This is a genomic window from Sphingomonas sp. MMS24-J13, from assembly GCF_044905095.1.
Classification (GTDB): domain Bacteria; phylum Pseudomonadota; class Alphaproteobacteria; order Sphingomonadales; family Sphingomonadaceae; genus Sphingomonas_I.
The window spans coordinates 2,764,700-2,788,375 of the sequence record NZ_CP173258.1; the positions used below are offsets into that span (position 1 = coordinate 2,764,700).

Consider the following 23,676-nt stretch of genomic DNA (forward strand, 5'->3'; position numbering starts at 1 on the left):
TGCGCTCGACAATCCGTATACCACTGGAATTATCCCAGCACCTGATCCCAATACGGCTCGGGCCCGTAAATCTCCGCCAGGTGATCGATGAAGGCCCGCACCTTGGGCGGCACCAGCCGACGGCTGGGATAGATCGCCCAGATCGCGACGCGCGACGACCCGGCATGATTGGGTAGCACGCGCTTGAGCTTCCCCGCCCGCAACTCCTCCGAAATGTCCCAAGTCGAGCGCAGGCCGATGCCGAGCCCGCTGACGATCCCCTCACGCACCACCTCGCTCGAATTGGTGAGCAGCAAGGACGCCGGGCGATAGACGATCGCGCCATCGGGCCCGTCGAGGTGCCATTCGGGCTGCGACATGGTCGTGAGCACCTGATGGCGATCGAGATCGGCCAGCGTCACGGGCTCGCCACGCTCCGCCAGATAATCGGGCGTCGCGACCAGCAACCTGCGGTTGGGCGCGAGCTTACGAGCGACCATGCTCGAATCCTCCAGCGATCCGATCCGCACGACGACGTCGAACCCGCCCGCGATCAGATCGACGTAATCGTCGGACAGGTCGAGCTCGAGTCTCACTTCGGGATAGGCCCGCAGGAACGGCTTGAGGCGCGGCGCGATATGAAGCCGGCCGAACCCCGTCGGCGCCGAAACCCGCAACAATCCACGGGGATCGCCGCTGCCCGAGATGAAGGCGTCGGCTTCTTCCAGCGCGGTCAGTACGCGCAGCACATGTTCGTGATAGCCCTCGCCCACTTCGGTGAGGGTGAGCTGGCGGGTGGTGCGCTGGATCAACCGCGCGCCCAATTGCTCCTCCAACCGGGTCAGCCGCTTCGAGACGACGGTCGGCGACAATTGCAGCTCGCGTCCCGCGGCGGACAGGCTGCCGCTTTCCACCACGCGCGCGAAGATCTTGAGGTCGAGCAGGTCAGCCATGGGTCATCCGATCGACGCGCAGCTATGCGTTGTGCGCGCGGCTTGGGCAACATGCGCGTCTCAGCGTGGATTACGGCGCCTGCATCGCTATGGTGAGCTTGAAAACCGAAGCGGTGGAGACGGAAGCCCATGATCACGGACGAACTGGAGCGCGATGCGTCCGCGATGGCGCGCACGATCGCAAGGCTGCAGGAAACGCTCGGGACGGACATCGTCCACGGCGCCGATCGTGCCGACTTTCCGCGCCACGACCATGATTTCACCAACACGATCCTGCCCGGCATGACGATGGCCGGCGTCGCCTATCCGCGCACGACCGAGCAGGTCTCGCAGATCATGGCGATCTGCCACGACGAGGGCCTGCCGGTCGTGCCGCAGGGCGGACTGACCGGGATGGCCGGGGGCGGCGTGCCGATCCTCCCCTCACTCATGCTGTCACTCGAGCGGATGCGCACGATAGAGGAGCTCGATCCGGTCGGCCGCACCCTCACGGTACAGGCGGGCGTGGTGCTGGAGGCAGTGCAGCAGGCGGCGGATGCCGCAGACCTGTTCTTCCCGCTCGATCTGGGCGGGCGCGGCACCGCGCAGGTGGGCGGCAACGCCTCGACCAACGCCGGCGGCAATCGCGTGCTGCGCTATGGCATGATGCGCGATCTGATCCTCGGCGTCGAAGCGGTGCTGGCCGACGGAACGGTGATCTCGTCGCTCAACCGCATGCTCAAGAACAATGCCGGCTATGATCTGAAGCACCTCTTCATCGGCAGCGAGGGCACGCTGGGCATCATCACCCGCCTCGTGCTGCGGCTCTTCCCCAAACCGCGCAGCGCCAGCACCGGGCTGGTTGCGGTCGCGGACTTTCCGTCGCTGCTGAAGCTGATGGGTGAAGCCAGCGCCTCGTTCGGTGCCACCCTGTCGGCCTTCGAGGTGATGTGGCCCGATTTCTACCGGCTCGCCACCGATGCGCTCGGCCGCGCTGCGCCGATCCCGCACGGCCATGGCATCTATGTGCTGATGGAGACGTTGGGCACCGATCAGGAGGCCGACGATGCGCGCTTCGAGGCGGTGTTCGCCCAATTCATCGAGAGCGGGCTGGCGCAGGATGCGGTGATCGCGGCGTCGGGCAAGCAGCGCACCGATCTCTGGTCGATCCGCGATTCACCGGGCGAATGGCCCAGGGTCCACTGGCCGCAGATCGGCTTCGACGTCAGCCTGCCTGCCGTGCGGATCGAGGATTTCATCGTCCACGCGACCAAGCTGCTGACCGATCGCTGGCCCGACATCATCGTCGTACCATTCGGCCATCTGGCCGATTCCAACCTCCACCTCTCGGTTCGCCTGCCGCGCGATGTCGTGCCGGTGCACGAGATCGAGGAGACGATCTACGCCGCGGTCGGCGAATGGGGCGGATCGATCTCGGCCGAGCATGGCATTGGCCAGTTGAAGCGCGATTTCCTCCATTTCTCGCGCACGGAGGAAGAGCTGGCGCTGATGCGGCTGCTCAAGCGATCGATGGACCCGAAGGGAATCCTCAATCCCGGCAAGGTGATTTGATTATCTTAAGCCCTTCCTGAAGCCCTCTCCCGCTTTCGCGGGAGAGGGAGTCCTATGTCACCGCAGACTAATCCACGTCGGCGCGTGATCGCTCGCTTTCTCTTTCCCGCGCGCATCCTTGTCGACGCCGGCATCGAGCAGCCGGTCGGCCGCAGCCGGGCTCAGCATCAGATGGTCGATGCGGAAGCCGGCGTCGCGCGCCCAGGCGTTCATCGTATAGTCCCAGAAGGTGTAGACCGGGCCGGTCGGATGGATCGCGCGGATCGCGTCGGTCCAGCCGGCATGTTTCAGCCGGGCGAAGCAGGCGCGGCTCTCCGGCTGGGTCAGGGCATCCTCGGCCATGCGCTTGGCCGAGAAGACATCGTCGGTGCTGTCGGTAGGGATGACGTTCCAGTCGCCGGCCAGGACCACGGGCGCCTCGGTTGCCCACAGATCGACGGCGTGCACCAGTAGCGCCTCGAACCAGGCGATCTTGTAGTCGAATTTGGGGCCGGGCACCGGATTGCCGTTGGGCAGGTAGATCGATGCGACGGTTATCCCGTCCACTTCGGCTTCGAGATAACGGCTATGGCTGGGATCGGGATCGTTCGGCAGGCCGCGGCGGGTCTCGTGGATGTCCATGCCGCGTGCGAGGATGGCGACGCCGTTCCAGCTCTTCTGGCCATGCCAGAGCGCATTATAGCCGAGCGCCTTGATCTCGAATTCGGGGAAGCGTTCGTCGGGCGCCTTCAATTCCTGGAGGCAAACGATGTCGGTCTGGGTCTCTTCGAGCCATTCGAGCAGGCGCGGCAGGCGCGCGCCGATGCCGTTGATGTTATAGGTCGCGATCTTCATGGGACGGGCTTAGCGGATCGCTTGCCCCGAAGTCACCCTCGCGCTTGCGCGATCAGATGGAGAAGCTGGTCCCGCAGCCGCAGCCCGAGGCGGCATTGGGGTTGGTCACGCGGAACGCCGCGCCGCCCAGGCTTTCGACATAATCGACGGCGCTGCCCCGCACGAGATCGAGGCTGATCGAATCGACGACCAGTTGGACGCCGTCACGCTCGGCCACGGCATCGTCGGCGTCGATCGCATCGGCGAGACCGAATTTATACTGAAAGCCGGCGCAGCCGCCGCCATCGACGGCAAGCCGCAGGATGGCGGGCTTGCCCTGCTTGCCCGCAATCGCCGCGACACGCGCGGCGGCGGAGGATGTGATGTCGATCTGCGCGGTGTCGCTCATGATGCGGAGATAGGGCGGCGGGGCCACCCTATCAACCGTCTCATTCGACGTCGTTGTTGGCGTCGTCGGGGCCGCCGAGTGCGACCGCGGCAGCGCGGGCCTCCATCGCGGTCACATAATCGGCCGACTGGAGGAACGGGATCGGGTTGACCGCGCGGCCGTCGATGCGGACCTCGTAATGAAGGTGGCTACCGGTCGAACGGCCGGTCGAGCCCATCAGCGCGATCAGCATGCCGCGCGTGACCTTCTCGCCATCATGGACGAGGATGCGGGAGAGGTGGCCGAAGCGGGTCTGCAGACCCTTGCCATGATCGATCTCGACCATGTTGCCGTAGCCGCCCGCCCATTCGGCCTTGTCGACCACACCGTCGGCGGTGGCATAGACCGGGGTGCCCATCGGCCCCGCCAGATCGATGCCGGCATGCATCGCGGCCGATCCGCGGAACGGATCCGAACGGACGCCATAGCCCGAGGTGAAGGTGGCGGTGTTGACCGGCTTGGACGAGGGCACCGCGATCGCGCTCTGCGCGCCGGTGCCGTCCAGCTTCTTCCATGACATGAACAGCGAATGGAACTCGCCATTGCCACGTACCGAGGCGTCTGGAGCCACCGGTGCGACGGCTGCGATATGATCGCCTTTCTGCAGCGTTGCCACGCCTTCGGCGGCGGCTGGCTGGACGGAAATCGACATGCACGAAGCGACGAGAGCGCAGCTACCCATGACCCGGGCAGCAATATTTCGAATAATCATTCAATCTCCGGCGTTGCGAGCACGGACCGGGCCCCCCGCCCAATCCGGTTACTTCACGCTGGCCGTCTCCGGAAAAGCCCCTCCCGCGACGACAGGAACTTTTCTGCTGCATGCGCGTAAGGGTCGGCAACAGCCGAATAGAAATCCGTCGTCAGACCGGCCGCTGCCCGCGCCGAGTCGTTGAACGGAGGTTTCAGGCTGCCGCGAAAATATTTCGAGACCAGCTTTCGCCAGGTTTCGGGCGGCGAATCGTTGCGCACGACGCATCCGTATCGAAACCATCTTACGCCCGCTGCAACATGGACGATCTCGTCGCGCATGATCCGGCGGAGCGGCTGCGCCGACGCAGGATCGCCGGCCGCTTCCAGGCGCGCGATCGTCTGCGGGGTTATGTCGAGCGCGCGCGCCTCGAGAATCATGGGAACGATCGCGATGCGGGCGAGCGCATCGTGCGCGGTGAGCTCCGCCGCCTCCCACAGGCCGTCGTGCGCGGGCAACGCGCCGTAGAACGAGCCGAGCTGGCGCAACCGCCGATCGAGAATGGCGAAGTGCATCGCCTCGTCGGCGCCGACCCTCATCCAGTCGTCGACGAACGCGCGCGGGAAGCGCGCGCCGAAGCGGCCGATCAGATCGAACGCCAGATCGATCGCGACGAATTCGATATGCGCGAGCGCGTGGAGCAGGGCGATCCGGCCGGCCGGGCCGCCGCCCTTGCGGCGCTTCGGCATATAGCGTGGTGCCAGCAGTTCGGGCCGATCGGGTCTCGCCGGGCGATCGGGCATCGTCGCATCGAACGCCCAGCCGAGGCGACCGAGCCGCCAATCGCGCGCAGCCTGGCGCGCGGCGCGGATTTTGGCGGCGGGATCGGCGGTCGAAAGAACGGTGAGGCAGGCGGTACCGGCAGTTGCCTGCATCATCCCTTGAGCGCGCGCGCCGCTGCCAGCACCTCCGCCGCATGGCCCGGCACCGATACCTTGCGCCACACCTTTGCGATCTTGCCGTCGCCGTCGATCAGAAAGGTCGCGCGTTCGATGCCCATATATTTGCGGCCATACATGCTCTTCTGCACCCAGGTGCCGAACCCCTCGGTCACGGTACCGTCGGCGTCGGTGGCGAGCGGCACGGTCAGATCATATTTGGCGGTGAATTTGGCGTGGTCCTTCGGCGAGTTCTTCGAAACGCCGAGCAGCGAAACCCCTTCCGCGGCGAACGCGCTGGCCAAAGCGGAGAAATCCTTCGCCTCGACGGTGCAGCCCGACGTATCGTCCTTGGGATAGAAATAGACGACCAGCGGCTTCTCGAGATCGGCCAGTCTGGCCATGCTGCTGTCGGCCATCTGGAGCGTGACGTCGGGTGCGGTGTCGCCTTCGGTAATCATCGGCCTGTCCTCAAAGCTGGGTCGGGCAAGTCTCTAGCCCAGCCCCGCCACCCGATGCCACTCCCCCGCGATCAGGGTACGCGCCTGCGCATAGGCCGCGAGCAAGGAGCGCCAGTCCGCCATCCGGCACGCCCGCGCGACCAGCGCCTGCGAGGCGAGCGGCGGCTCGTCCGATTTAGGGGCGGCAAGGCGCAGCGAGATCAACATGCGGGTGAGAAGCGCATGCGCCTCGCCGAAGCCGCGCGCTATCAAACCTGCCCGTTCCATCGTCGCGACAGCGACGGCGAGGTGTGGATCGAGCCCGATCCGTTCGCGCAACTGGAGCAGATGGACGGTGAATTCGGCATCGATCAGCCCGCCTTCGATCAGCTTGACGTCGAACGGGCCTGCCGGCGGCTTGTGGGTAGAGATATCCTGCCTCATCTTGGCGGCATCGGCCGTGAGGCTCGCGGGATCGCGCGGGCGGGCGAGAGTCGCGTCGATCACGTCCTGCACCTGCGCGCGCGCGGCGGCCGAGCCGAAGAGCGGCCGCGCCCGGGTGAGCGCCATGTGCTCCCACGTCCAGGCGCTTTCCTCCTCGTAGCGCGCGAAGCTGTCGACCGAGACCGCGAGCATCCCCTGATTGCCCGACGGGCGCAGCCGCGTATCGACCTCATAGAGCGGCCCGGCCGCAGTCGGCACCGACAAAGCGGTCGAGACGCGCTGGGCGAGGCGATTGAAATAGGTGCTCGCGCCCAGCGCCCGGCGACCATCGGATTCGCTCATGAAATCGCCGGTGAAGAGATAGATCAGGTCGAGATCGGAGGCGTGGGTCAGCACCCCGCCGCCGAGCCGGCCAAGGCCGAGGATGACGAGTTCGCCGCCCGGCACCTTGCCATGCGCTTCCTCGAACCCGGCGATCGCGGCGCGGCCGAGCGTCTCGATCGCGGCTTCGGCCACACGGCCATAGCCTTCGCCGACCGCGATCGGGTCGGCTGCTCCGCAGATCAGCTGGACGCCGAGCTGGAAGCGTCGTTCGGCGACCATGCGACGCACCCGATCGAGCATCGCCTGGTAGTCCTCACCGCGCTCGCCTCGCGCGAACGTGGCGGCGAGGGTCGCAACGTCGGGTGGGGCATCGAGCGCGCTCGCATCGATCAACCCGTCGAGCAGCCCGGCATTGCGCGAGAGCGCCTCCGCCAGAGTCGGCGCATGGCTCAATATGTCGGCAAGCTGGCCGATCAGCGCGGGGCGCGCCTCAAGCAGGCGGAACAGGTTGATCGCGCTGGGCAGCCGGGCGACGAGATTGTCGAATCGATCGAGCGCGCGATCGGGCGCCGGCGCGCGGGCGAGCGCGTCGACCAGAGCGGGCAACACCGCCTCCAGCGCGTCGCGCGCCGCCTGGCTGCGGGTGGTCCGGGTTCGCCCCTCGCGCCAGCCCTCGATCCGTGCACGCGCGGCGGCGGTGTCGGTGAATCCGGCCTGCGCGAGCCGATCCTCGAGACTGTCATGCGCTTGGGGCAGGCCCTCGCCCGCCCCCTGTTCGAGCCCGTCATACAAGCGACCGGCGATGGCGACGTGCGGCGCGAGCAACGCCACCAGCGCCTCGCCATTCTCAAGGCCGGCGAGGCCGGCGACCGCATCCATATCGGCTGCGTCGGTTGGCAGGCGATGGGTCTGGTGATCGTCGATCATCTGCAGCCGGTGCTCGACCGTCCGCAAGGTCCGATACGCGGCGGCAAGCGCGGCGGCATCCGCTGTGGGGATCAGACCCTCCCCCGCCAGTCCCGCCAGCGCATCGAGCGTCGCGGGCGCTCGAATGGCGGGGATACGCCCGCCGTGGATCAGCTGGTGGATCTGGGCGAAGAATTCGACCTCGCGAATACCACCGCGCCCGCGCTTGACGTCGTAGCCGGCCCCGAGGACCTGCCCCTGGGCATGATGGTCGCGAATCCGGTGCGAGAGCCCGCGTAGTTCGCGGATCGCGCCATAATCCAGCGCGCGGCGCCAGACGAACGGGCGCAGATGATCGAGAAACTCCTGCCCGAGCGCGATATCGCCCGCCGCCGCCCGCGCACGAATGAACGCAGCGCGCTCCCATGGCAAAGCGCTCGATTCATAATGGGCGATCGCCATGTCGATCGGCACGGCGAGCGGGGTCGCCTCCGACGCCGGACGCAGGCGCAGGTCGACGCGCAGGACGTAGCCCTCGGCGGTCCGCTCCTGTAGCAAGGCAACGATCCGGCGGGCATAGCGCACCGCCGCCTCGATGGGCTCCTCCTGTCGCCGATGCGGCAGCGTTTCCGGATCGAACAGCAGGATCGGATCGATATCCGACGAATAGTTGAGCTCGTGGCTGCCCTGCTTGCCAAGCGCGAGCGCGACCATCCCGGTCATTGGAGCGTCGGGCACGCGCTCCGCGATTGCGGCCCCGATCGCGCGATCGAGCGCGCGATCGGCGAAATCGCTGAGCGCGCGGGTGACGACCTCGAACGGTGCGCCGGCCAGATCGGCGAGCGCCACCGCGAGCGCCACCGCCTGGCGTTCGCGCCGGAGCGCGCGCGGCGTATCGGGATCGGCGCGGCTGGCTGCTTCGGCTTGCGCAAGCGCCGCGGCCAGGCCCTGACGCTCGACCAAATCGGCCACCTCGCGCCGCCGTGCGATCAACCCGCGCAGGAATGGTGAAAATGCTTCGGCGCGTGCGATCGAATCACCGATCGGCAGCGAGACAAGATCGATTTCGGTTTCTTCTTTCACATACAAAGTGGAGCATGGCGCGTCGCAGCCCGCAACTCTCGTCCTATTATAACGTTATCCATGCATGAGTTTCGTAGAGTCGCGTAACCCTTCGCCAATTGGCGAACGACGGAAGCCCGAAACGGTGACGATGCCGACGCCGCATGAGGGCGTGCGCCGTGCCTTGCTTGGCAGCTTCGGCGCGGTCCCGTCATTGCCCCGGGAATTCGCCCGACTGCTCGAACGGCTGCGATAACGCCCCCTACAGCCGTGCGGGGCGAGATCGACATGTCTTCCAACGGCATTTGCCCGGGGCTAACGGCACGGAGCGCTGCAATCAGCGATTGCGGCTAAGCTCGTCGACCTCACCCATGATCGCCTGCAGCGGGCTCGCAGCATCGGCCGGATCGTCGCGACGTGAAGGCAATTTGTCGCCAAGCATGAGCTGCTCCAGCGCAACCCGCCCGCGCGCAACGCGGCTCTTGATCGTGCCGACCGCGCAGCCACAAATCTCCGCCGCCTCCTCGTAAGCGAAGCCACCCGCACCGACGAGAATCAGCGCTTCGCGCTGCGGCTGCGGCAGATACATCAACGCACGCTGCAGATCGCCGAGATCGACATGCCGTTCCTGGCTGGCCGGAGCGGCGAGGATCTTGCTGGCGGTGACGTCGTCCCACTCGCCTTTGAAACGCGCACGACGCATCTGGCTCAGGAAAAGATTGCGCAGGATGATGAAGGTCCAGGCGCGCATGTTAGTGCCGGCCTGAAAGCGCTTGCGAGCGGCCCAGGCCTTCAGCAGCGTCTCCTGGACGAGATCGTCGGCAAGGTCGCGATTGCCCGAAAGCGATCGGCCGAATGCGCGAAGATGGGGGATCACGCGCGCCAGCTCGGTGCGGAACTCCTCGTCGGAAAGCGCGACATGCTCTGCGGGCTCCGGCATATCTTCCGGCAGATCGTCGTCCGCTTCGGCTTCGGTCATCAAGCTGGAATATCCCCTACACGCGCAAGCCAACGGCCCACCCAACATGGGGTGGTTGGCAGAATATGCAATTGATCGAGATTACCCGAACCTATCGCCACACCAACAGGATGACCACGAACAGGATCACCACCAGCGCCAACGAGATCGGCAGAACGTAACGCGTCACATGGTTCGATTGCCCGGCCCGCGCTTCGGTCCGTGTCAGATGGGTGTCTTCGTCGGCCATCATGCGTTCCCGCAAATCATTTCGTTACAGGCGGCCAACGGCCGCGCTGCGACCGAGTTCCATCAGTTTCACAGCCGAAATGACTATTCCGCCGGCACCGTCGACAGATCGAAGAACAAGGCCTGGCTGATGGCAGCCTTCACCGTCGAACGCTGGAACGGCTTGGTGATCAGGAAGGTCGGCTCGGGCCGCTCGCCGGTCAGCAGGCGCTCGGGGAAGGCGGTGATGAAGATCACCGGCACCGAGAATTCCGCGAGGATGTCCTTGACCGCGTCGATGCCGGAACTGTCGTCGGCCAGCTGGATGTCGGCCAGAACGAGGCCGGGGCGCTGCGCCAGCGCCTGCGCCACTGCCTCGTCGCGCGTTACGGCGACGCCGGTGACGTTATGGCCGAGATCGCGCACGATCGTTTCGAGATCCATCGCGATGATCGGCTCGTCCTCGATGATCAGCACGTCCGCCCGGGTCTGACGCTCGATCTCCTCGATCGCCTCGGCAACGAGCGACTCGACCTCCGCCTGGTCTGTCTCCATCAGGTAGGACGCGTCCTCGACCGTGAAGCCCTCGAGCTGCGTGAGGAGCAAAGCCTGGCGGGAGCGCGGGGTTATCTGCGAAAGGCGGGCATCGGCGATACTGCCGCCGTCACTCGGATCGGCATCGGGGCGATCGATATCGTTGGTCGAATGCCAGATGCGCTGGAAGGTGCGGTAGAGGCCGAGCCGAACATCGACGTCGCGCGGAAAATCCTGCGGTGCGGCGACGATCGCTTCGAGCGCCTGACGAACATAAGCGTCACCATGCTTCTGGGTGCCGGTCAGCGCGCGGGCATAGCGGCGCAGGAAGGGAAGATGCGGTGCGAGATCCTGGCCGAGCGACATGGCGATTTTATGCTCCTGGTATATTTGTCCTTGCGGGATAGCCATAACGCTGCTGCAACGAAAGCGATGCAGGCCAAAAAGCCCTTTTCACCCCCGGTGCAGGCAACACCCGACTTTTTGCCCGCACCCCGGAACAAACATGATGCACTTTTGTTTCCGGATGTAGCGGGACTTTCCGCAATGGATTGGATATCGCATGGCCGACTCCGTCCGGAGCGGCCATTTTCTGCATTCGGCTGCAATTCGGCGGCCACCGAGTAACGAGCGTGAGGCTTGAGACGAAAGTGCGGCTGGACGATGATCTACGGCGGGGAGCGTTCGGTTTGACGGCAGACAATTCAGATAAAAAGCCGAAATCGGCCGGAACGAAAGCGGCTGGAAAAGGGAAGCCAGGATCGAAGGGAAGCGCGCGCGGATCGGATCCGCATGTCGCCAACGCTCTGCGCACCGCTTATGAGGAAGCCGTCAAGGAAGATGTACCCGCGGAATTCCTCGACCTGCTCGGGAAACTCAGCTGACGGCGAACGATAGCCCGATGGCGTCATCGCTGCCTTCCACGCCTCCGTCCGAATCCCGCTCATTCTTCGCCGGCGTTTCGACCGGCGTGAAGATGCTGCTGATCCTCACCGGCGCCCTGTTGCCGCTGGGCCTGATCGCACTCCTGGCATCGATCCAATCGTCGCACGGCAAACGGCTGCAGCGCGAACAGGATGCCCGCATCATCGCGACCGCCGAGGCGCGCCAGATCGACATCGCGCTGCTCCGCGGCGCCAGCATCCTGCGCAGCTCGCTGACGAACGGCCCTACCGACCCCCGGCAATGCCGCGAAGCGATGCAGACCGATATGGGCGCGTTCGAGAGCCCGGTGCGCTTTGCGCTTTTCAACAGCGACGGAACCTTGCGCTGCGCCAGCCCAGGCTACGATATACGCGGCTTGTCGTCACCGCGCGGGCGCGCCACCCCCGAAGTGCTTCTTCTGCCCAGCCCCGGAGGCTTGCGGTTCACGATCGCCGGCGTCGACGGGCGCTATGCGGTAGGCGAATTGCCCCTCGCCTTGCTGGCCCGGCTCCTGCCGACCGGAGACAAGACGCAGGGGCTTCAGCTCAGCCAGGGCAAGACAGCGCTCACCATTTCCAGCACCTCCACCGCCTATCCACTGGGCGAGCGGCTGGGCGTATCCGCGCCGATCGCGGGCGGACAGGCACAGCTGGACCTGACGCTCACCACCAATCCCATCAGCGCGGTCGAAATCCTGCTGGTCTTGCTGCCGCTTCTGATGTGGGCGGCCGCCGCCGGCATCGGCTGGGTGGTGGTCGACCAGTTGTTGCTGCGTCCGCTGGCCCAGCTTCAGCGCGCGGTGACCGAATATCGCGGCGAGGGGCCGCTCGAACTGCCGCGACTCACGACCCCGAGCCACGAAATTCGCGCGCTCGGCGAAGCCTTCCAGCAGAGCGCCGCCTTGTTGATGAAGCGTGAGGACGAACTGGAAGCGGGCCTGCGCCACCAGGTACGGCTGACGCGCGAGGTGCATCATCGCGTCAAGAACAACCTTCAGGTCGTCGCCAGCCTGATCAACCTTCATTCGCGCGGCACCAAGGGTGAGGTCGCGGCGGCCTATGCCTCGATCCAGCGCCGGGTCGATGCGCTCGCCGTGGTCCATCGCAACCATTATGCCGAACTTGAGGAAAATCGCGGCGTCGCGCTGCGCTCGCTGATCGCCGAACTGACCGCCAACCTGCGCGGTACCGCGCCCGCCGCGGCGAGCCACATGACGATCACGCTCGACATGATCCCGGCTTACATCACCCAGGATGTGGCGGTGCCGATCGCCTTCCTCGTCACCGAAATCGTCGAGCTCGTGATGGAGAACGACCCGGCGGGCGGCGTGGCGATCGCGCTGACCCCCGGGCCGGCACGGGATCGCGCGACCCTTTCGATCGAGGCACCCGGTCTCGCCTCGTCGGACCGCCCGCACCATCCCGGCCTCGATCGTTTCGAACGAATCGTGCTCGGCCTTTCGCGTCAGCTGCGCTCCCCGCTCGACTATGACGGTGCGACCGGCCGCTACCGTATCGCGATCACGGTGGCCGAGCCTGAAATCGCCGACGCAGACGACAAATAATTCGCAATTATTTTTCGGCGGCACGGAACTGCGGTCCCTCAGAGCCGTTTTACACCCCGGATAGCGACCTTTTGCCCCCCCGCTCTCGCTGTCCAAAACAATGGGCCCGGACGCGCCGATCCTCCCCCCGGTGGCGCTTCCGGGCCCAAATTGTGTTTGGCGGCCTTCGTTGCCATGGCGGAACAATCGGGGGCGCCCTGCATTGATCCATCGGAGCCATCCTTAACGGACTTGGCCTACTCCAAGGGAGCAACATCATGACGATTCGCAAGGTTGTGGAATTCTCGCTCATTGCCGGCACGCTTCTCCTCGCGGCCTGCAACACGGTTTCCGGCGCCGGCAAGGACGTGTCGTCGGCCGGCAAGGCCGTCACCAATGCGGCCGACAGCTCGCACTGATCGCTGAGCCAGCCTCACTCCTGAGGGGTGCCAGGTTCAAATGAAGGCGCCGTCCCAAAAGGGCGGCGCCTTTTTCAGTCTCTGGTCGCGAGCGACGTACCAGGCTCGTCCTTCTTGCGTGCATCGCGCCGCTCGGTGAACCACATCGCCGCCAGCGCCACTTCGTAAAGCAGGATCAAAGGCACGCCGAGCAGGATCATCGATCCGATATCGGGCGGCGCCAGCACAGCGGCAATCGCGGTGTTGGCCACGATCGCATAGCGGCGGAAGCCGACCAGTTGCGTGCGGGTGACGATGCCCGCGCGCTCCAGCAGCATCAGCAGCACCGGCGTCAGGAACGCCAGCCCGAAGCCGAACATGAACTGCATGACGAGATCGAGGTAGCTGCCCACCGCCGGCAACGCTTCCTGCTGCACCCCGCCGAGATTGCCCTGGAAGCTCAGCAGGAAGTGCAACGCCATCGGTATCGCGACGAAGTAAGCGAGCGAGGCGCCGAGCAGGAACAGGATCGGAGTCGCAAAGAGGAAGGGCAGAAGCGCGTTCTTCTCTTTCTTGTAGAGGCCTGGCGCCACGAACTGCCAGATCTGGTTGGCGATCACCGGGAAGGCCAGCATGATCGCCGCGAAGAAGGCGACCTTTATCTCGACGAAGAAGGCCTCGAACATCTGCGTGTAGATAAGCTTGTTCTGCCCCGCGCGGACCAGAGGGTGGACCAGGACGGTGAAGATCGGCCGCGCGAAATAGAGGCAGATTCCGAAGGCGACGCCCAGCGCGACAAACGCCCGGATCAGCCGCGCGCGCAACTCGATCAGATGATCGATCAGCGGCGCGCGGCTGTCGTCGATCTCGTTATAATCGTCGCTCATGGTTTGGGCGTGTGCTCGGTCGAGGGCGCAGGCGTGATTGCAGGAGCGGACGGCGGCGTGCCGAACAGATCCATGTCCTCCGCTACCAACGGTGGCACCGGCGCCGCGTGCGGCGGCGTGGTGGCATCGCCTTCGGCAGACGCCTCCGCCGAAGGCGAAGGCAAGGGCGTCATGACATGGACGTCGTTCGGATAGGCGTACGCCGCGTCGTCAGCCTCTTCGGCCGGCGCCGGCATCGGATGTTCGGCCATGATGCGCGCATTCTCGGCCGCCCATTTCTTCTGCATTTCCTCCAGTTCGGACTGGCGGATGATCTCGTCGATCCCCATCCGGAAATGCCGCGCCATGCCGCGGGCACGACCGACCCACTGGCCGACGAAGCGCATCGCACGCGGCAAGTCCTTCGGCCCGATCACGACGAGCGCGACCGCACCGACCAGCATCAATTCCGAGGGAGCGATATCGAACATGCAGGGGAAGGCTCTAACGAATGCGTCGCCCCAGCGGAAGCTGAGGCCTCAGGAGACCGAGACGCGCCTTGGAGCATATCATCCCGGCCTCGGCCGGGATGATGCGATGGATCAGACGTGCGGCTGATCGTCCTTCATCGGCTGCAGATTATGGTCCGGATTGGGCTCCAGCGGCTGCTGCGCCTGCAGGCGCTGCGGCGGACGCGGAGCCGCATCGTCATCGTCGGTCAAGCCCTTCTTGAAGCTGCGCAGACCCTTGCCCGCATCGCCCATGAATTCGGACAGGCGTCCCTTGCCCAGGAATACCATCGCTACCACCGCCAGCAGCAGTAGATGCCAGATGCTGAAGCCACCCATGTCAAATCTCCTTGAACGCCCTATCTAGGGCTTATCGCGAGCTTTCGCCACCTCAAGCATGCCGAATGCGGCATCATGGGCTTGGGCTGCACGGTCTCACTCGTCCTGCGGCTGATCGGGCGAGAGCGCCAGCTCCATCGCCAGATCGATCGGATCGAGCAGGCCAGCGGCGCGCAGATCCTCGATTCCGGGCAGGTCCTTGCGCGAGGACAGACCGAAATGCTCGAGGAATTCGCGCGTCGTCGCATAGGTCAGCGGACGACCGGGCGTCTCGCGCCGTCCGGCCGGGCGGACCCAGCCCGCCTCGATCAGCGCATCCAGCGTGCCCTTGGAGATCTGGACCCCGCGGATCGCCTCGATCTCCGCGCGGCTGACCGGCTCGTGATAGGCGACGATCGCCAGTGTCTCGATGCCGGCACGGCTGAGCTTGCGGGGCTCTTCGCGCGTCCGCCGCAAGATGTGGGCAAGATCGGGCGCGGTCTGGAAATGCCAGCGCCCGCCACGCGCGACCAGTTCGATCCCGCGCCCCTCATAGGTCGCGGCTAGATCGGCCAGCAGAGCATCCGACGCAGCGATCCCGGTTGCCTCGGCCAGTTCGGCCGCGGTCATCGGCTCTTCGGCGGCAAACAAGGCCGCTTCGAGCGCGCGCAGTTCGGGCGCGATCATGCCGCCTTCACCATCAGGGGAGCGAACGCCGCCTCCTGCGTCATCTGCAGCCGCCCCTGCTTGGCAAGCTCAAGTGCGGCGACGAAGCTTGAGGCGATCGCCGAGCGTCGCAATTCGGGATCGAGCCCCTCCGGCAGGAAGCTTTCGAGGCTCGACCAATCGAGCCGTTGGCCGATGATCCGCGCCACCAGCGCCAGCGCCTCGTCGAGCGTCATCACCGCGCGGCGCTGGACGACGTGGAACGCCGGCTGGTTGCGCGCCTTGAGTGCGCCGTAAGCGGCGATCAAATCATACAGGCTCGCCTGCCAGGCGGGCTTCTTGACCAGCAGCAGGCCGTCGGGGCTGCCGCGCAGAAAGATGTCGCGCCCGATCCGGTCGCGCGCCATCAGGCGCGCACCCGCCTCGCGCATCGCATCGAGCCGCTGGAGACGCAGTTGCAGCCGCAGCGCGAGTTCCTCGGGCGAGGGCTCGACCTCGGGATCGCGCGGCAGCAGCAGCGCCGATTTGAGGTAAGCGAGCCATGCCGCCATCACCAGATAATCTGCCGCCAGTTCGAGCTTGAGCGCGCGCGCCTCGGCGATGAACTGAAGATATTGCTCGACCAAAGCCAGGATCGAGATCTGCTTGAGATCGACCTTCTGGGTGCGCGCGAGCGTAAGCAGCAGATCGAGCGGCCCTTCCCAGCCATCGATCGCGATCGTCAGCGCCGCCTCCTCGCCCGGCGCAGGCAAAGGTAGCTCGAACTCCTCTTCGTCCATGCGAAAAGACTAGCTCAAAGTGGCCCGGGGGCAATGGCAGGGTCGATCTATCCACAGATGATACACGTATCGGCCTCCCGCGGGGTTGCCTCGTGCGGATTCGATCCTGCAAAAGCCGGCACGATGACCACCCACATCGACATGGGCGCCGAACCGGACAAAACGCGCGCGCACCTCGATCTGGAGGAGCTGCTGGCGAGCCGTCTGCTCGTCCAGGGCAATTCGGGATCGGGGAAGTCGCATCTGCTGCGCCGCCTGCTGGAGCAGAGCGCCGGCTATGTGCAGCAGGTCATCATCGATCCCGAGGGCGATTTCGTCACGCTGGCCAAGGAATTCGGCCATCTCGTGATCGAAGCGGCGGATTATACCGAAGCCGAGACCGCGAGCATCGCCGCCCGCGTACGCCAGCACCGCATCTCGGTGATCTTGAATCTCGAGGGGCTGGAGGTCGACGCGCAGCTGCGCTGCGCCGGGGCCTTCCTGAACCGGCTGTTCGATGCGCCGCGCGATCAATGGTTTCCGGCTTTGGTGGTGGTCGATGAGGCGCAATTGTTCGCGCCGGCCGCCGCGGGCGATGTCGGCGAGGAGGCACGCCGCGTCTCGCTCGGCGCGATGACGAATTTGATGTGCCGTGGGCGCAAGCGCGGGCTGGCCGGCGTGATCGCGACGCAGCGGCTGGCCAAGCTCGCCAAGAATGTCGCGGCCGAAGCGTCGAACTTCCTGATGGGGCGCACCTTCCTCGATATCGACATGGCGCGCGCGGCCGATCTGCTCGGCATGGAGCGGCGCCAGGCCGAACAGATCCGCGATCTGGCACGCGGCCAGTTTCTCGCGCTCGGCCCGGCTCTCTCGCGCCGCCCCAGGCTGATCCATATCGGTGAGGTTCGAACGAGCGGCGCCGGCGGCGCGTTCGCGCTCGCCCCCCTGCCGAGCATGGGGACGGCCGAACGGCAGGGCCTGTTGTTCGATGCGCTCGAACCTGAAGCGCCCCCGCCCCCGCCGCCGCGCCCGGCCGAACCGGTCGAGCATCTGCTCGAACGGATCGAGGCCGATGTGCCGGCGCCCGAACCCGTCGCCTCGTTGTTCGAGGTCGCCGATATCGGCGAGCGGGTGGATGCCGTGCTGGCGGACATCGTCGCCGACCCCGACGATCAGCGCGCACCGGGTTCGCTCTATCAGGATTTCGCGATACGCTGCCGCATGCGCGGGCTGGCGCAATCGCCCTTGTCGCCGACCGCCTTCGTCCGTCGGCTGGCGCTGGCACGCGCGGGGCTGTTCTCGGCGGAATTGGCCGACGAAGGCTGGGCGATGGCGCTCCGGCTGGCGGATACCGTGCCCGAGGACATGCTGGGCGTCTTCATGACCCTGGCGCGCGCAGCACGCGAACAACTGCCCTGCCCGTCGGACGCCGAGATCGCGCGGGTCTACGGGACGCAGTCGCTCGGCCGGATCAAGCGCTTGCTCGCTTATATGGAGAGCAAGAATTACATCGTGCTGCGGATCGATCTACGCGGCCGGCGAACCGCGACGATCCCGCAACTCGGGTGGACGACCGAGCCCGAAGCCGCCAGCGCGGCGGCGTAACGCAACCGGACTCCCTCTCCCATTTTGGGAGAGGGTTGGGGTGAGGGGCGAGGGCGAAGCCCGAGCTGCCACCTCAAGATTGGTTACCCTCACCCAACCCTCTCCCAAAGGGAGAGGGCCTTAAGGTCGCCTTACAACCCGCGCCCCAACACCCGCGTCAGCCGTGCCGAAAACGCGCGCGGATCGACCGGCAGTTCGCCGTCCGCGATCCGGGCCTCGTCGAACAGCAGATGCGCCGCATCCTCGCGCAGCGCCTGATCGCCCTCGCCCGCCTCGCTCAGCTTCGCGATCAAGGCATGGCGCGGGTTGATCTCCAGCACCGGCTTGGCGGTCGCGTCCAGCCGCCCCGCGCCGGCCAGCAATTTCTCGAGCTGCCGATCCATCGCATGTTCGGGTGCCACCAGACACACCGCGCTCTCGGTCAGACGATCCGACACGCGCACATCCGACACCGCATCGCCGAGCGTCGTCTTCACGAAGGCGATGAAGCCGTTGACGGCATCCGACGCGTCCGCCGCCGGCGTCTCGCTTTCGGGCAGCGGGATCAGGCTCAGATCGGCCAGTCCCTGCGTCACCGATTTGAACGGCTTGCCCTCGTAATCCATGCCGGTAACCCAAAAGCTGTCGACCTGATCGGCGAGCAGCAGCACCTCGATCCCGCGCGCGCGGAAACCCTCGAGCTGCGGCGACGAGGCCAGCCGGCCGAGATCGGACCCGGTCGCATAATAGATCGCGGTCTGGTTCTCCTTCAGCCCGGCAGCATAATCCTTGAGCGAACGCCACGCATCGCCCGATGCGGTCGTCTTGAAGCGGGCGAGGCCGAGCAATTGCTCGCGGCGGGCATAATCCTCGTACAAGCCCTCCTTCAGCACCGCGCCGAAATTGTCCCAGATCTTGAGATAGCGTTCGCTATCGCTGGCCGAGAGCTTGTCGAGTTCGGACAGGATACGGTTGGACACGCCCTTCTGGATCGCCGCGAGGACCGGACTCTCCTGGATCATCTCGCGCGAAACGTTGAGCGGCAGATCGGCCGAATCGACCAGCCCGCGCACGAAGCGGAGGTAGCGCGGCAGGATCTGCGCCTCGTCGGTGATGAAGACGCGGCGGACGTAGAGCTTCATCCGGCCGGCGCGATCGGGATCGAACAGGTCGAACGGCTTGGTCTCGGGCACGAACGCCAGCACATTATATTCGTGCAGGCCTTCGGCGCGATAATGCAGGGTCAGCGCTGGCTCGTCATACTGGCCGGCGACGCTGCGATAGAAATCCTTATATTCTTCCGTCGTGATCTCGGCCTTGGGCCGCGTCCACAAAGCGGCGCCATCGGCGATCTGCTTGGGTTCGGCGTCGGGCTTTTCCTGGAGAAAGATCGGTACCGGTACGTGGCCGGACTGCGCCTTGATCGTGCGCTCGATCGTGAAACTCTCGGTATAGCTGGCGGCATCTTCCTTGAGATGGAGCAGCACGCGCGTGCCGCGCGCCGGTGCCTCGGCGAGGTTGGTGGGCTGGATCGTGTAAGTGCCGAGCCCATCGGACGACCAGATCGCGGCCGTATCCGCACCCGCGCGACGCGACACAACGTCGACCTTGTCCGCCACCATGAACGCCGAATAGAAACCGACCCCGAACTGGCCGATCAGCTGGCTGCCCTCGGCATCCTTGGCGCCGGCAATCCTGTCCATGAACGCCTTGGTGCCCGAGCGCGCGATCGTGCCGAGCGCCTCGCCCATCTCGGCCTCGCTCATGCCGATGCCATTATCCTCGATCGCGAGCTGGCGATTGTCGGGATCGAGGGTCACGGTGATGCGCGGCTGGCCGTCTTCGCCGAGCAAGGCAGGATCGCTGAGCCCCTCGTAGCGCAACTTCTCGCACGCATCGGCAGCGTTCGAGATGAGTTCGCGCAGGAAGACATCCTTGTCCGAATAGACCGAGTGCACCATCAGGTGCAGCAATTTGGCGACGTCGGCTTCGAACGAACGGGTTTCGGGCACGGCTTCGGTCGTCGTCATGATGTTTATAGAGTCCTCTCGATAGGTCCGCGCTGCAGATGGCGGCCGGAATTCGGGCTTTCAAGTCTTCTTCCGAGACAAGCTCGGAAAGGAGGCCGAAGGCTTTCCCATCACCGTTCCAGCAAAGGTGACAGCATGCGCGACCGAATGAAGCAACTCACCGAGATCGTGAAGGAGCGATGGCTGACCTATTCGGCCTTCATCATGTTCCCGGTGTCGCTGGCCGCCTTCTTCACAGCCCTATATTATATGTTCCACGACGTGATGTGATGCCGGGCGGTCAGGCATAAGCGAGCAAGGCATCGCGCTTCGCGATCAGATCCTCGAACGAGGCGCCGACCACCCCGCCCGCCATCGTCGCCATTGCCGCGTCGAGCCGCTCCTTCGCGCGCGGCGCGATCGTGCCGCAGCCTTCGGCGCAGGCACGCATCTCCGCCATGTCGCCCGAGCAATGCAGCGCGACGTCGCATCCCGCCGCGATCACCAGCGCCGCTCGCTCGCGGAAGCTGCCCTTGAGCGCGTGCATGCCGAGATCGTCGGACATGAGCAGGCCGTCGAAGCCGATCCGCTTGCGCATGATCTCCCCGATCACCACCGGCGACAGGCTGGCGCAGCGATCCGCATCCCATGCGGTGTAGACGACGTGTGCGGTCATCGCCATCGGCGCCCAGTTGAGCGTCGTGAACGGCGCGACATCGGATTCGAGTTCGGCTTCCGATGCGTCGACCACCGGCAGCTCGACATGGCTGTCCGCCATCGCGCGGCCGTGGCCCGGCATATGCTTGACCACGCCGACGACACCGCCGGCCCTTAGCCCTTCAAGCGTCGCGCGCCCGAGCGCCGCGACCCGCAGCGGCTCTTGCCCGAGCGCACGATCGCCGATGATGTCGTGCGCACCTGCCTGGCGGACGTCGAGCAGGGGCAGGCAATCGACCGTGACGCCCACCTCGCGCAGCATCAGGCCCAGCGCCTGGCTGTTGGCGCGGATCGCCTCGATCGCCGAGACCGGCGCGACGTCGTAAAGCCGGTCGAACGCCTCGCCGGTCGGGAATTCCGGCCATTCGGGCGGGCGCATCCGCGCGACACGGCCGCCCTCCTGATCGATCAGGATGGGGAGATCGTCGCGGCCGGACAAGGTGCGCAAATCGTCGGTCAGCGCCTTCATCTGCGCGCGATCGACGACGTTCCGCTTGAACAGGATATAGCCTGCCGGCTCGATCTGCCGGAAGAAGCTGCGCTCCTCGTCGGTCAGTCCGGCCCCCGAAAGGCCCAGGAACAAAGGCGTCACTGGCTCACCACGGCACAGACTTCGCCCGCGACCTTGAGCTTGGCGCAGACCGTGCGCGCGTCGCCGCCACTGGCACGCAGGCGATAGAGCGTATTGTCACCCACCTTCACCGGCGTGATCGACATGGTGAGCGGCGCGAGCGCCGGGAAGCGTCCCGACATTTCCTTCCACACCTGCTTGGCCTTGGCCTCGCTATTGAGCGCACCGAGCTGGATCGTGCCGCCTCCAGACAGGGAAACGGGCTTGTCGTCGACGGGCGTCGGTCTCGCAGGCAGAGGCGCCGGCTTGACGACGACCGGCGCGGGCGGCGTCGCCGACGCGACGACAGGCGGCGGCGCCTTGCCCGGCGCCGGCGCAGGCGGCGCAGGTACGACGCGCGGCTGGATGGGTGCGGCCGACCCTGCCTCGCTGCCGGGGCCGGTCACCGGCTTTTCAGGCAGAGCCGACAGGTCGATCGGCGCATCGATATCGTTGCCGGTTCCGGTATGCTCCGCGACCGCGCCGGTCGGATCGACCTTCAGGCCGCCGGGATTGACCGGTTTCACCTTATAGGGCGTATCCGGCGCGCGGATGATCTGGCCGAGATCGGCATGCGATGCGCTCCAGTGGCGGTAGAGCATGAAGGCGCCGATGCCGATGCCGACCAGCACGAGCGCCAGCAGCCCGAGCAGGGCCAGGCCACCGCCGCTGCGCGGCTCGGGCTCATATTCGTCCTCGACCGGCTCGAGCCAGGGCAGACGCTCGCCCCGGGGGTATCGTCACCGAAGCCGCGCCGAATCTCGACCATTAATGCATCTCCTCCGCAGCCGCGACGCCCATCACGGCAAGCCCGTTGCGGATGATCTGCCCGATCGCATCGGCCAATGCCAGCCGTGCCGCGGTCAAATCGGGGCGATCCGCCACGAGGAAACGGCGGGACGGATCGTCATTGCCGCGGTTCCACAGGGCGTGGAGCGTCGCGGCGAGATCGTAGAGGTAGAAGGCGACGCGATGCGGCTCATGCGCCGCCGCCGCACCCTCGATCACACGCGCGAATTGGGCAGCAAGCTTGATCAGTCCCAGTTCTTCGGCGTCGAGCAACGCAAGATCGGGCGCTGGCAGAACGATACCCTCCGCCGCCACCTTGCGGTGGAGCGAACGCACGCGGGCATGCGCATACTGGACGTAGAAGACCGGATTGTCCTTCGACGCCTCGACCACCTTGGCGAAGTCGAAATCCATCTGGGCGTCGGCCTTGCGGGTGAGCATGGTGAAGCGCACCACGTCCTTGCCGACCTCTTCGACCACGTCCGCCAGCGTGACGAAGCTGCCAGAGCGCTTCGACATCTTCACCGGCTCGCCATCGCGCAGCAACCGCACCATCTGGACGAGCTTCACGTCGAACGGCTTCTGGCCGTGGGTCAGCGCCTTGACCGCCGCCTGGATGCGCTTGACCGTTCCGGCATGATCGGCACCCCAGATGTCGATCAGCATATCGGCCTCTTCGGCCTTCTGCGCATGGTAAGCGAGATCGGTACCGAAATAGGTCAGCCCGCCATCGGACTTCATCACCGGGCGATCCTGATCGTCGCCGAACGCGGTCGAGCGGAACAGCGTCATCTCGGTCGGCTCCCAATCGTCGGGGAGTTCGCCCTTGGGCGGCTCGAGCGTGCCCTGATAGATCAGGCCTTCGGCGCGCAATTCGTCGAATGCCTTCTCGACGCGGCCGGCCTTCTGCACGGCGGCTTCGGAGGCGAATATCTCGTGATGGATGCCGAGCAAGGCCAGATCGGCCCGGATCATGTCCATCATCGCCGCGACCGTCTTCTCGCGGAACAGATCGAGCCACTCGCTTTCGGGCTTGCCGACATAGGCATCGCCGAACTCGGCGGCGAGCTTCTGGCCGATCGGAACCAGATAGTCGCCGGGATAGAAGCCCTCGGGAATCGAGATCGTCTCGCCCAGCGCCTCGCGGTAGCGCAGGTGCGCCGAGCGGGCGAGCGTCTGCACCTGGGCCCCGGCATCGTTGATATAATATTCGCGGGTGACCTTGTAGCCGGCATATTCCAGCAAAGCCGCCAGCGCATCGCCCACGACCGCGCCGCGGCAATGGCCCATATGCATCGGCCCGGTCGGGTTGGCGGAGACATATTCGACATTGACGCGCTTGCCGCCGCCGACGGTCGAGCGGCCGTAATCGGCGCCCTCGGCCAGGATCGTCGCCAGTTCGTCGCGCCAGGTCTCGTCGGTCAGCCGCACGTTGAGGAAGCCGGGGCCGGCGATTTCGGCCGAGACGATGTGCGGCAAGGCTGCCAGCCGTGGCTGGATCAATTGCGCCAGCGCGCGCGGATTGGTGCCCGCGGGCTTGGCCAGCACCATCGCCGCATTGGTCGCGAGATCGCCATGCGCGGGATCGCGCGGCGGCTCGACCGTCACGTTGCGTCGATCGAGCCCCGCCGGCAGCGCGCCTTCGGCCACCAAAGCATCCAATATGAGGGCGAGATCATCGGCGAAACGGGCGTGGAGCGTCGGCAAGTGGGGTCA

At 65.9% G+C, this 23,676-nt stretch carries 25 protein-coding genes; 6 read left to right on the forward strand and 19 right to left on the reverse strand.

From position 1 onward, the window contains the following. Positions 1–29: 29 nt before the first annotated feature. Entirely contained in the window at positions 30–932 is a 903-nt protein-coding gene (locus AB4Z44_RS12870) for a LysR family transcriptional regulator (RefSeq protein ID WP_404710098.1), read from the reverse strand. 129 nt (positions 933–1,061) lie between these two features. Between AB4Z44_RS12870 and AB4Z44_RS12875 the strand changes: the two genes are divergently transcribed. Beyond that, positions 1,062–2,483, forward strand: coding sequence for an FAD-binding oxidoreductase (locus AB4Z44_RS12875; RefSeq protein WP_404710099.1), 1,422 nt, complete (start codon positions 1,062–1,064; stop codon positions 2,481–2,483). Positions 2,484–2,540: 57 nt separating this feature from the next. On the opposite strand, the gene AB4Z44_RS12880 is transcribed toward AB4Z44_RS12875, so the two are convergent. From AB4Z44_RS12880 to AB4Z44_RS12920, 9 genes are all read right to left on the reverse strand, one after another. Beyond that, entirely contained in the window at positions 2,541–3,317 is a 777-nt protein-coding gene (locus AB4Z44_RS12880; RefSeq protein WP_404710100.1) for an exodeoxyribonuclease III, read from the reverse strand. A 52-nt stretch (positions 3,318–3,369) separates the two neighbouring features. After that, positions 3,370–3,705, reverse strand: a complete 336-nt coding sequence (erpA, locus tag AB4Z44_RS12885; protein ID WP_404714227.1) for an iron-sulfur cluster insertion protein ErpA — start codon at positions 3,703–3,705, stop codon at positions 3,370–3,372. A 40-nt stretch (positions 3,706–3,745) separates the two neighbouring features. After that, positions 3,746–4,396 (reverse strand): M23 family metallopeptidase, encoded by a 651-nt coding sequence (locus AB4Z44_RS12890; protein ID WP_404710101.1) that lies wholly within the window; start codon positions 4,394–4,396, stop codon positions 3,746–3,748. 113 nt (positions 4,397–4,509) lie between these two features. Then, a complete protein-coding gene (locus AB4Z44_RS12895) occupies positions 4,510–5,370 on the reverse strand; it encodes a ferritin-like domain-containing protein (RefSeq protein WP_404714228.1) in 861 nt (286 codons plus the stop codon). Next, positions 5,370–5,834 (reverse strand): peroxiredoxin, encoded by a 465-nt coding sequence (locus AB4Z44_RS12900; RefSeq protein ID WP_404710102.1) that lies wholly within the window; start codon positions 5,832–5,834, stop codon positions 5,370–5,372. Before AB4Z44_RS12900 ends, AB4Z44_RS12895 begins: the two co-directional genes overlap by 1 nt. Before the next feature lie 33 nt (positions 5,835–5,867). Then, a complete protein-coding gene (locus AB4Z44_RS12905; protein ID WP_404710103.1) occupies positions 5,868–8,570 on the reverse strand; it encodes a bifunctional [glutamine synthetase] adenylyltransferase/[glutamine synthetase]-adenylyl-L-tyrosine phosphorylase in 2,703 nt (900 codons plus the stop codon). A 316-nt stretch (positions 8,571–8,886) separates the two neighbouring features. Next, complete coding sequence (locus AB4Z44_RS12910) at positions 8,887–9,528, reverse strand: sigma-70 family RNA polymerase sigma factor (RefSeq protein ID WP_404710104.1); 642 nt, start codon at positions 9,526–9,528, stop codon at positions 8,887–8,889. Positions 9,529–9,619: 91 nt separating this feature from the next. After that, the gene (locus AB4Z44_RS12915; RefSeq protein ID WP_404710105.1) at positions 9,620–9,757 is read right to left on the reverse strand and encodes a hypothetical protein; all 138 of its coding nucleotides are present in this window, start codon (positions 9,755–9,757) and stop codon (positions 9,620–9,622) included. An 83-nt stretch (positions 9,758–9,840) separates the two neighbouring features. Next, a complete protein-coding gene (locus tag AB4Z44_RS12920; protein ID WP_404710106.1) occupies positions 9,841–10,635 on the reverse strand; it encodes a response regulator in 795 nt (264 codons plus the stop codon). 284 nt (positions 10,636–10,919) lie between these two features. Between AB4Z44_RS12920 and AB4Z44_RS12925 the strand changes: the two genes are divergently transcribed. The 3 genes from AB4Z44_RS12925 to AB4Z44_RS12935 all read left to right on the forward strand — a co-directional run bounded on the left by AB4Z44_RS12925 (position 10,920) and on the right by AB4Z44_RS12935 (position 13,155). Further along, positions 10,920–11,153, forward strand: a complete 234-nt coding sequence (locus AB4Z44_RS12925; protein ID WP_404710107.1) for a NepR family anti-sigma factor — start codon at positions 10,920–10,922, stop codon at positions 11,151–11,153. A gap of 17 nt (positions 11,154–11,170) precedes the next feature. Beyond that, complete coding sequence (locus AB4Z44_RS12930) at positions 11,171–12,757, forward strand: sensor histidine kinase (RefSeq protein WP_404710108.1); 1,587 nt, start codon at positions 11,171–11,173, stop codon at positions 12,755–12,757. A 257-nt stretch (positions 12,758–13,014) separates the two neighbouring features. Next, on the forward strand, positions 13,015–13,155 hold the full coding sequence (locus AB4Z44_RS12935) for an entericidin A/B family lipoprotein (RefSeq protein ID WP_404710109.1): 141 nt from the start codon (positions 13,015–13,017) through the stop codon (positions 13,153–13,155). A 74-nt stretch (positions 13,156–13,229) separates the two neighbouring features. Here AB4Z44_RS12935 and tatC read toward each other — a convergent pair whose 3' ends face one another. The 5 genes from tatC to AB4Z44_RS12960 all read right to left on the reverse strand — a co-directional run bounded on the left by tatC (position 13,230) and on the right by AB4Z44_RS12960 (position 16,272). Beyond that, the gene (gene tatC / locus AB4Z44_RS12940; RefSeq protein WP_404710110.1) at positions 13,230–14,021 is read right to left on the reverse strand and encodes a twin-arginine translocase subunit TatC; all 792 of its coding nucleotides are present in this window, start codon (positions 14,019–14,021) and stop codon (positions 13,230–13,232) included. After that, on the reverse strand, positions 14,018–14,491 hold the full coding sequence (gene tatB, locus AB4Z44_RS12945) for a Sec-independent protein translocase protein TatB (protein WP_404710111.1): 474 nt from the start codon (positions 14,489–14,491) through the stop codon (positions 14,018–14,020). The genes tatC and tatB overlap by 4 nt, the downstream gene beginning before the upstream one ends. Positions 14,492–14,602: 111 nt before the next feature. Next, a complete protein-coding gene (locus AB4Z44_RS12950) occupies positions 14,603–14,848 on the reverse strand; it encodes a Sec-independent protein translocase subunit TatA (RefSeq protein WP_404710112.1) in 246 nt (81 codons plus the stop codon). 96 nt (positions 14,849–14,944) lie between these two features. Then, positions 14,945–15,514, reverse strand: a complete 570-nt coding sequence (gene scpB / locus AB4Z44_RS12955) for an SMC-Scp complex subunit ScpB (RefSeq protein WP_404710113.1) — start codon at positions 15,512–15,514, stop codon at positions 14,945–14,947. Beyond that, entirely contained in the window at positions 15,511–16,272 is a 762-nt protein-coding gene (locus AB4Z44_RS12960; RefSeq protein ID WP_404710114.1) for a segregation and condensation protein A, read from the reverse strand. The genes scpB and AB4Z44_RS12960 overlap by 4 nt, the downstream gene beginning before the upstream one ends. Before the next feature lie 123 nt (positions 16,273–16,395). On the opposite strand from AB4Z44_RS12960, the gene AB4Z44_RS12965 reads away from it, so the two are divergent. Next, positions 16,396–17,856: a helicase HerA domain-containing protein gene (locus AB4Z44_RS12965; RefSeq protein WP_404710115.1), complete on the forward strand. Its 1,461-nt coding sequence runs from the start codon at positions 16,396–16,398 to the stop codon at positions 17,854–17,856. Between the two features lie 131 nt (positions 17,857–17,987). Here the strand turns inward: AB4Z44_RS12965 and htpG are convergent, their stop codons facing one another. After that, positions 17,988–19,865 (reverse strand): molecular chaperone HtpG, encoded by a 1,878-nt coding sequence (gene htpG, locus AB4Z44_RS12970; protein WP_404710116.1) that lies wholly within the window; start codon positions 19,863–19,865, stop codon positions 17,988–17,990. Positions 19,866–20,000: 135 nt separating this feature from the next. On the opposite strand from htpG, the gene AB4Z44_RS12975 reads away from it, so the two are divergent. Beyond that, the gene (locus AB4Z44_RS12975; RefSeq protein WP_404710117.1) at positions 20,001–20,135 is read left to right on the forward strand and encodes a hypothetical protein; all 135 of its coding nucleotides are present in this window, start codon (positions 20,001–20,003) and stop codon (positions 20,133–20,135) included. A 10-nt stretch (positions 20,136–20,145) separates the two neighbouring features. Here AB4Z44_RS12975 and nagZ read toward each other — a convergent pair whose 3' ends face one another. The 3 genes from nagZ to argS all read right to left on the reverse strand — a co-directional run bounded on the left by nagZ (position 20,146) and on the right by argS (position 23,667). After that, on the reverse strand, positions 20,146–21,153 hold the full coding sequence (nagZ, locus tag AB4Z44_RS12980) for a beta-N-acetylhexosaminidase (RefSeq protein WP_404710118.1): 1,008 nt from the start codon (positions 21,151–21,153) through the stop codon (positions 20,146–20,148). Next, complete coding sequence (locus AB4Z44_RS12985) at positions 21,150–21,803, reverse strand: SPOR domain-containing protein (protein WP_404710119.1); 654 nt, start codon at positions 21,801–21,803, stop codon at positions 21,150–21,152. Before AB4Z44_RS12985 ends, nagZ begins: the two co-directional genes overlap by 4 nt. Positions 21,804–21,939: 136 nt before the next feature. Further along, positions 21,940–23,667 (reverse strand): arginine--tRNA ligase, encoded by a 1,728-nt coding sequence (gene argS / locus AB4Z44_RS12990; protein ID WP_404710120.1) that lies wholly within the window; start codon positions 23,665–23,667, stop codon positions 21,940–21,942. Positions 23,668–23,676 lie beyond the last annotated feature (9 nt).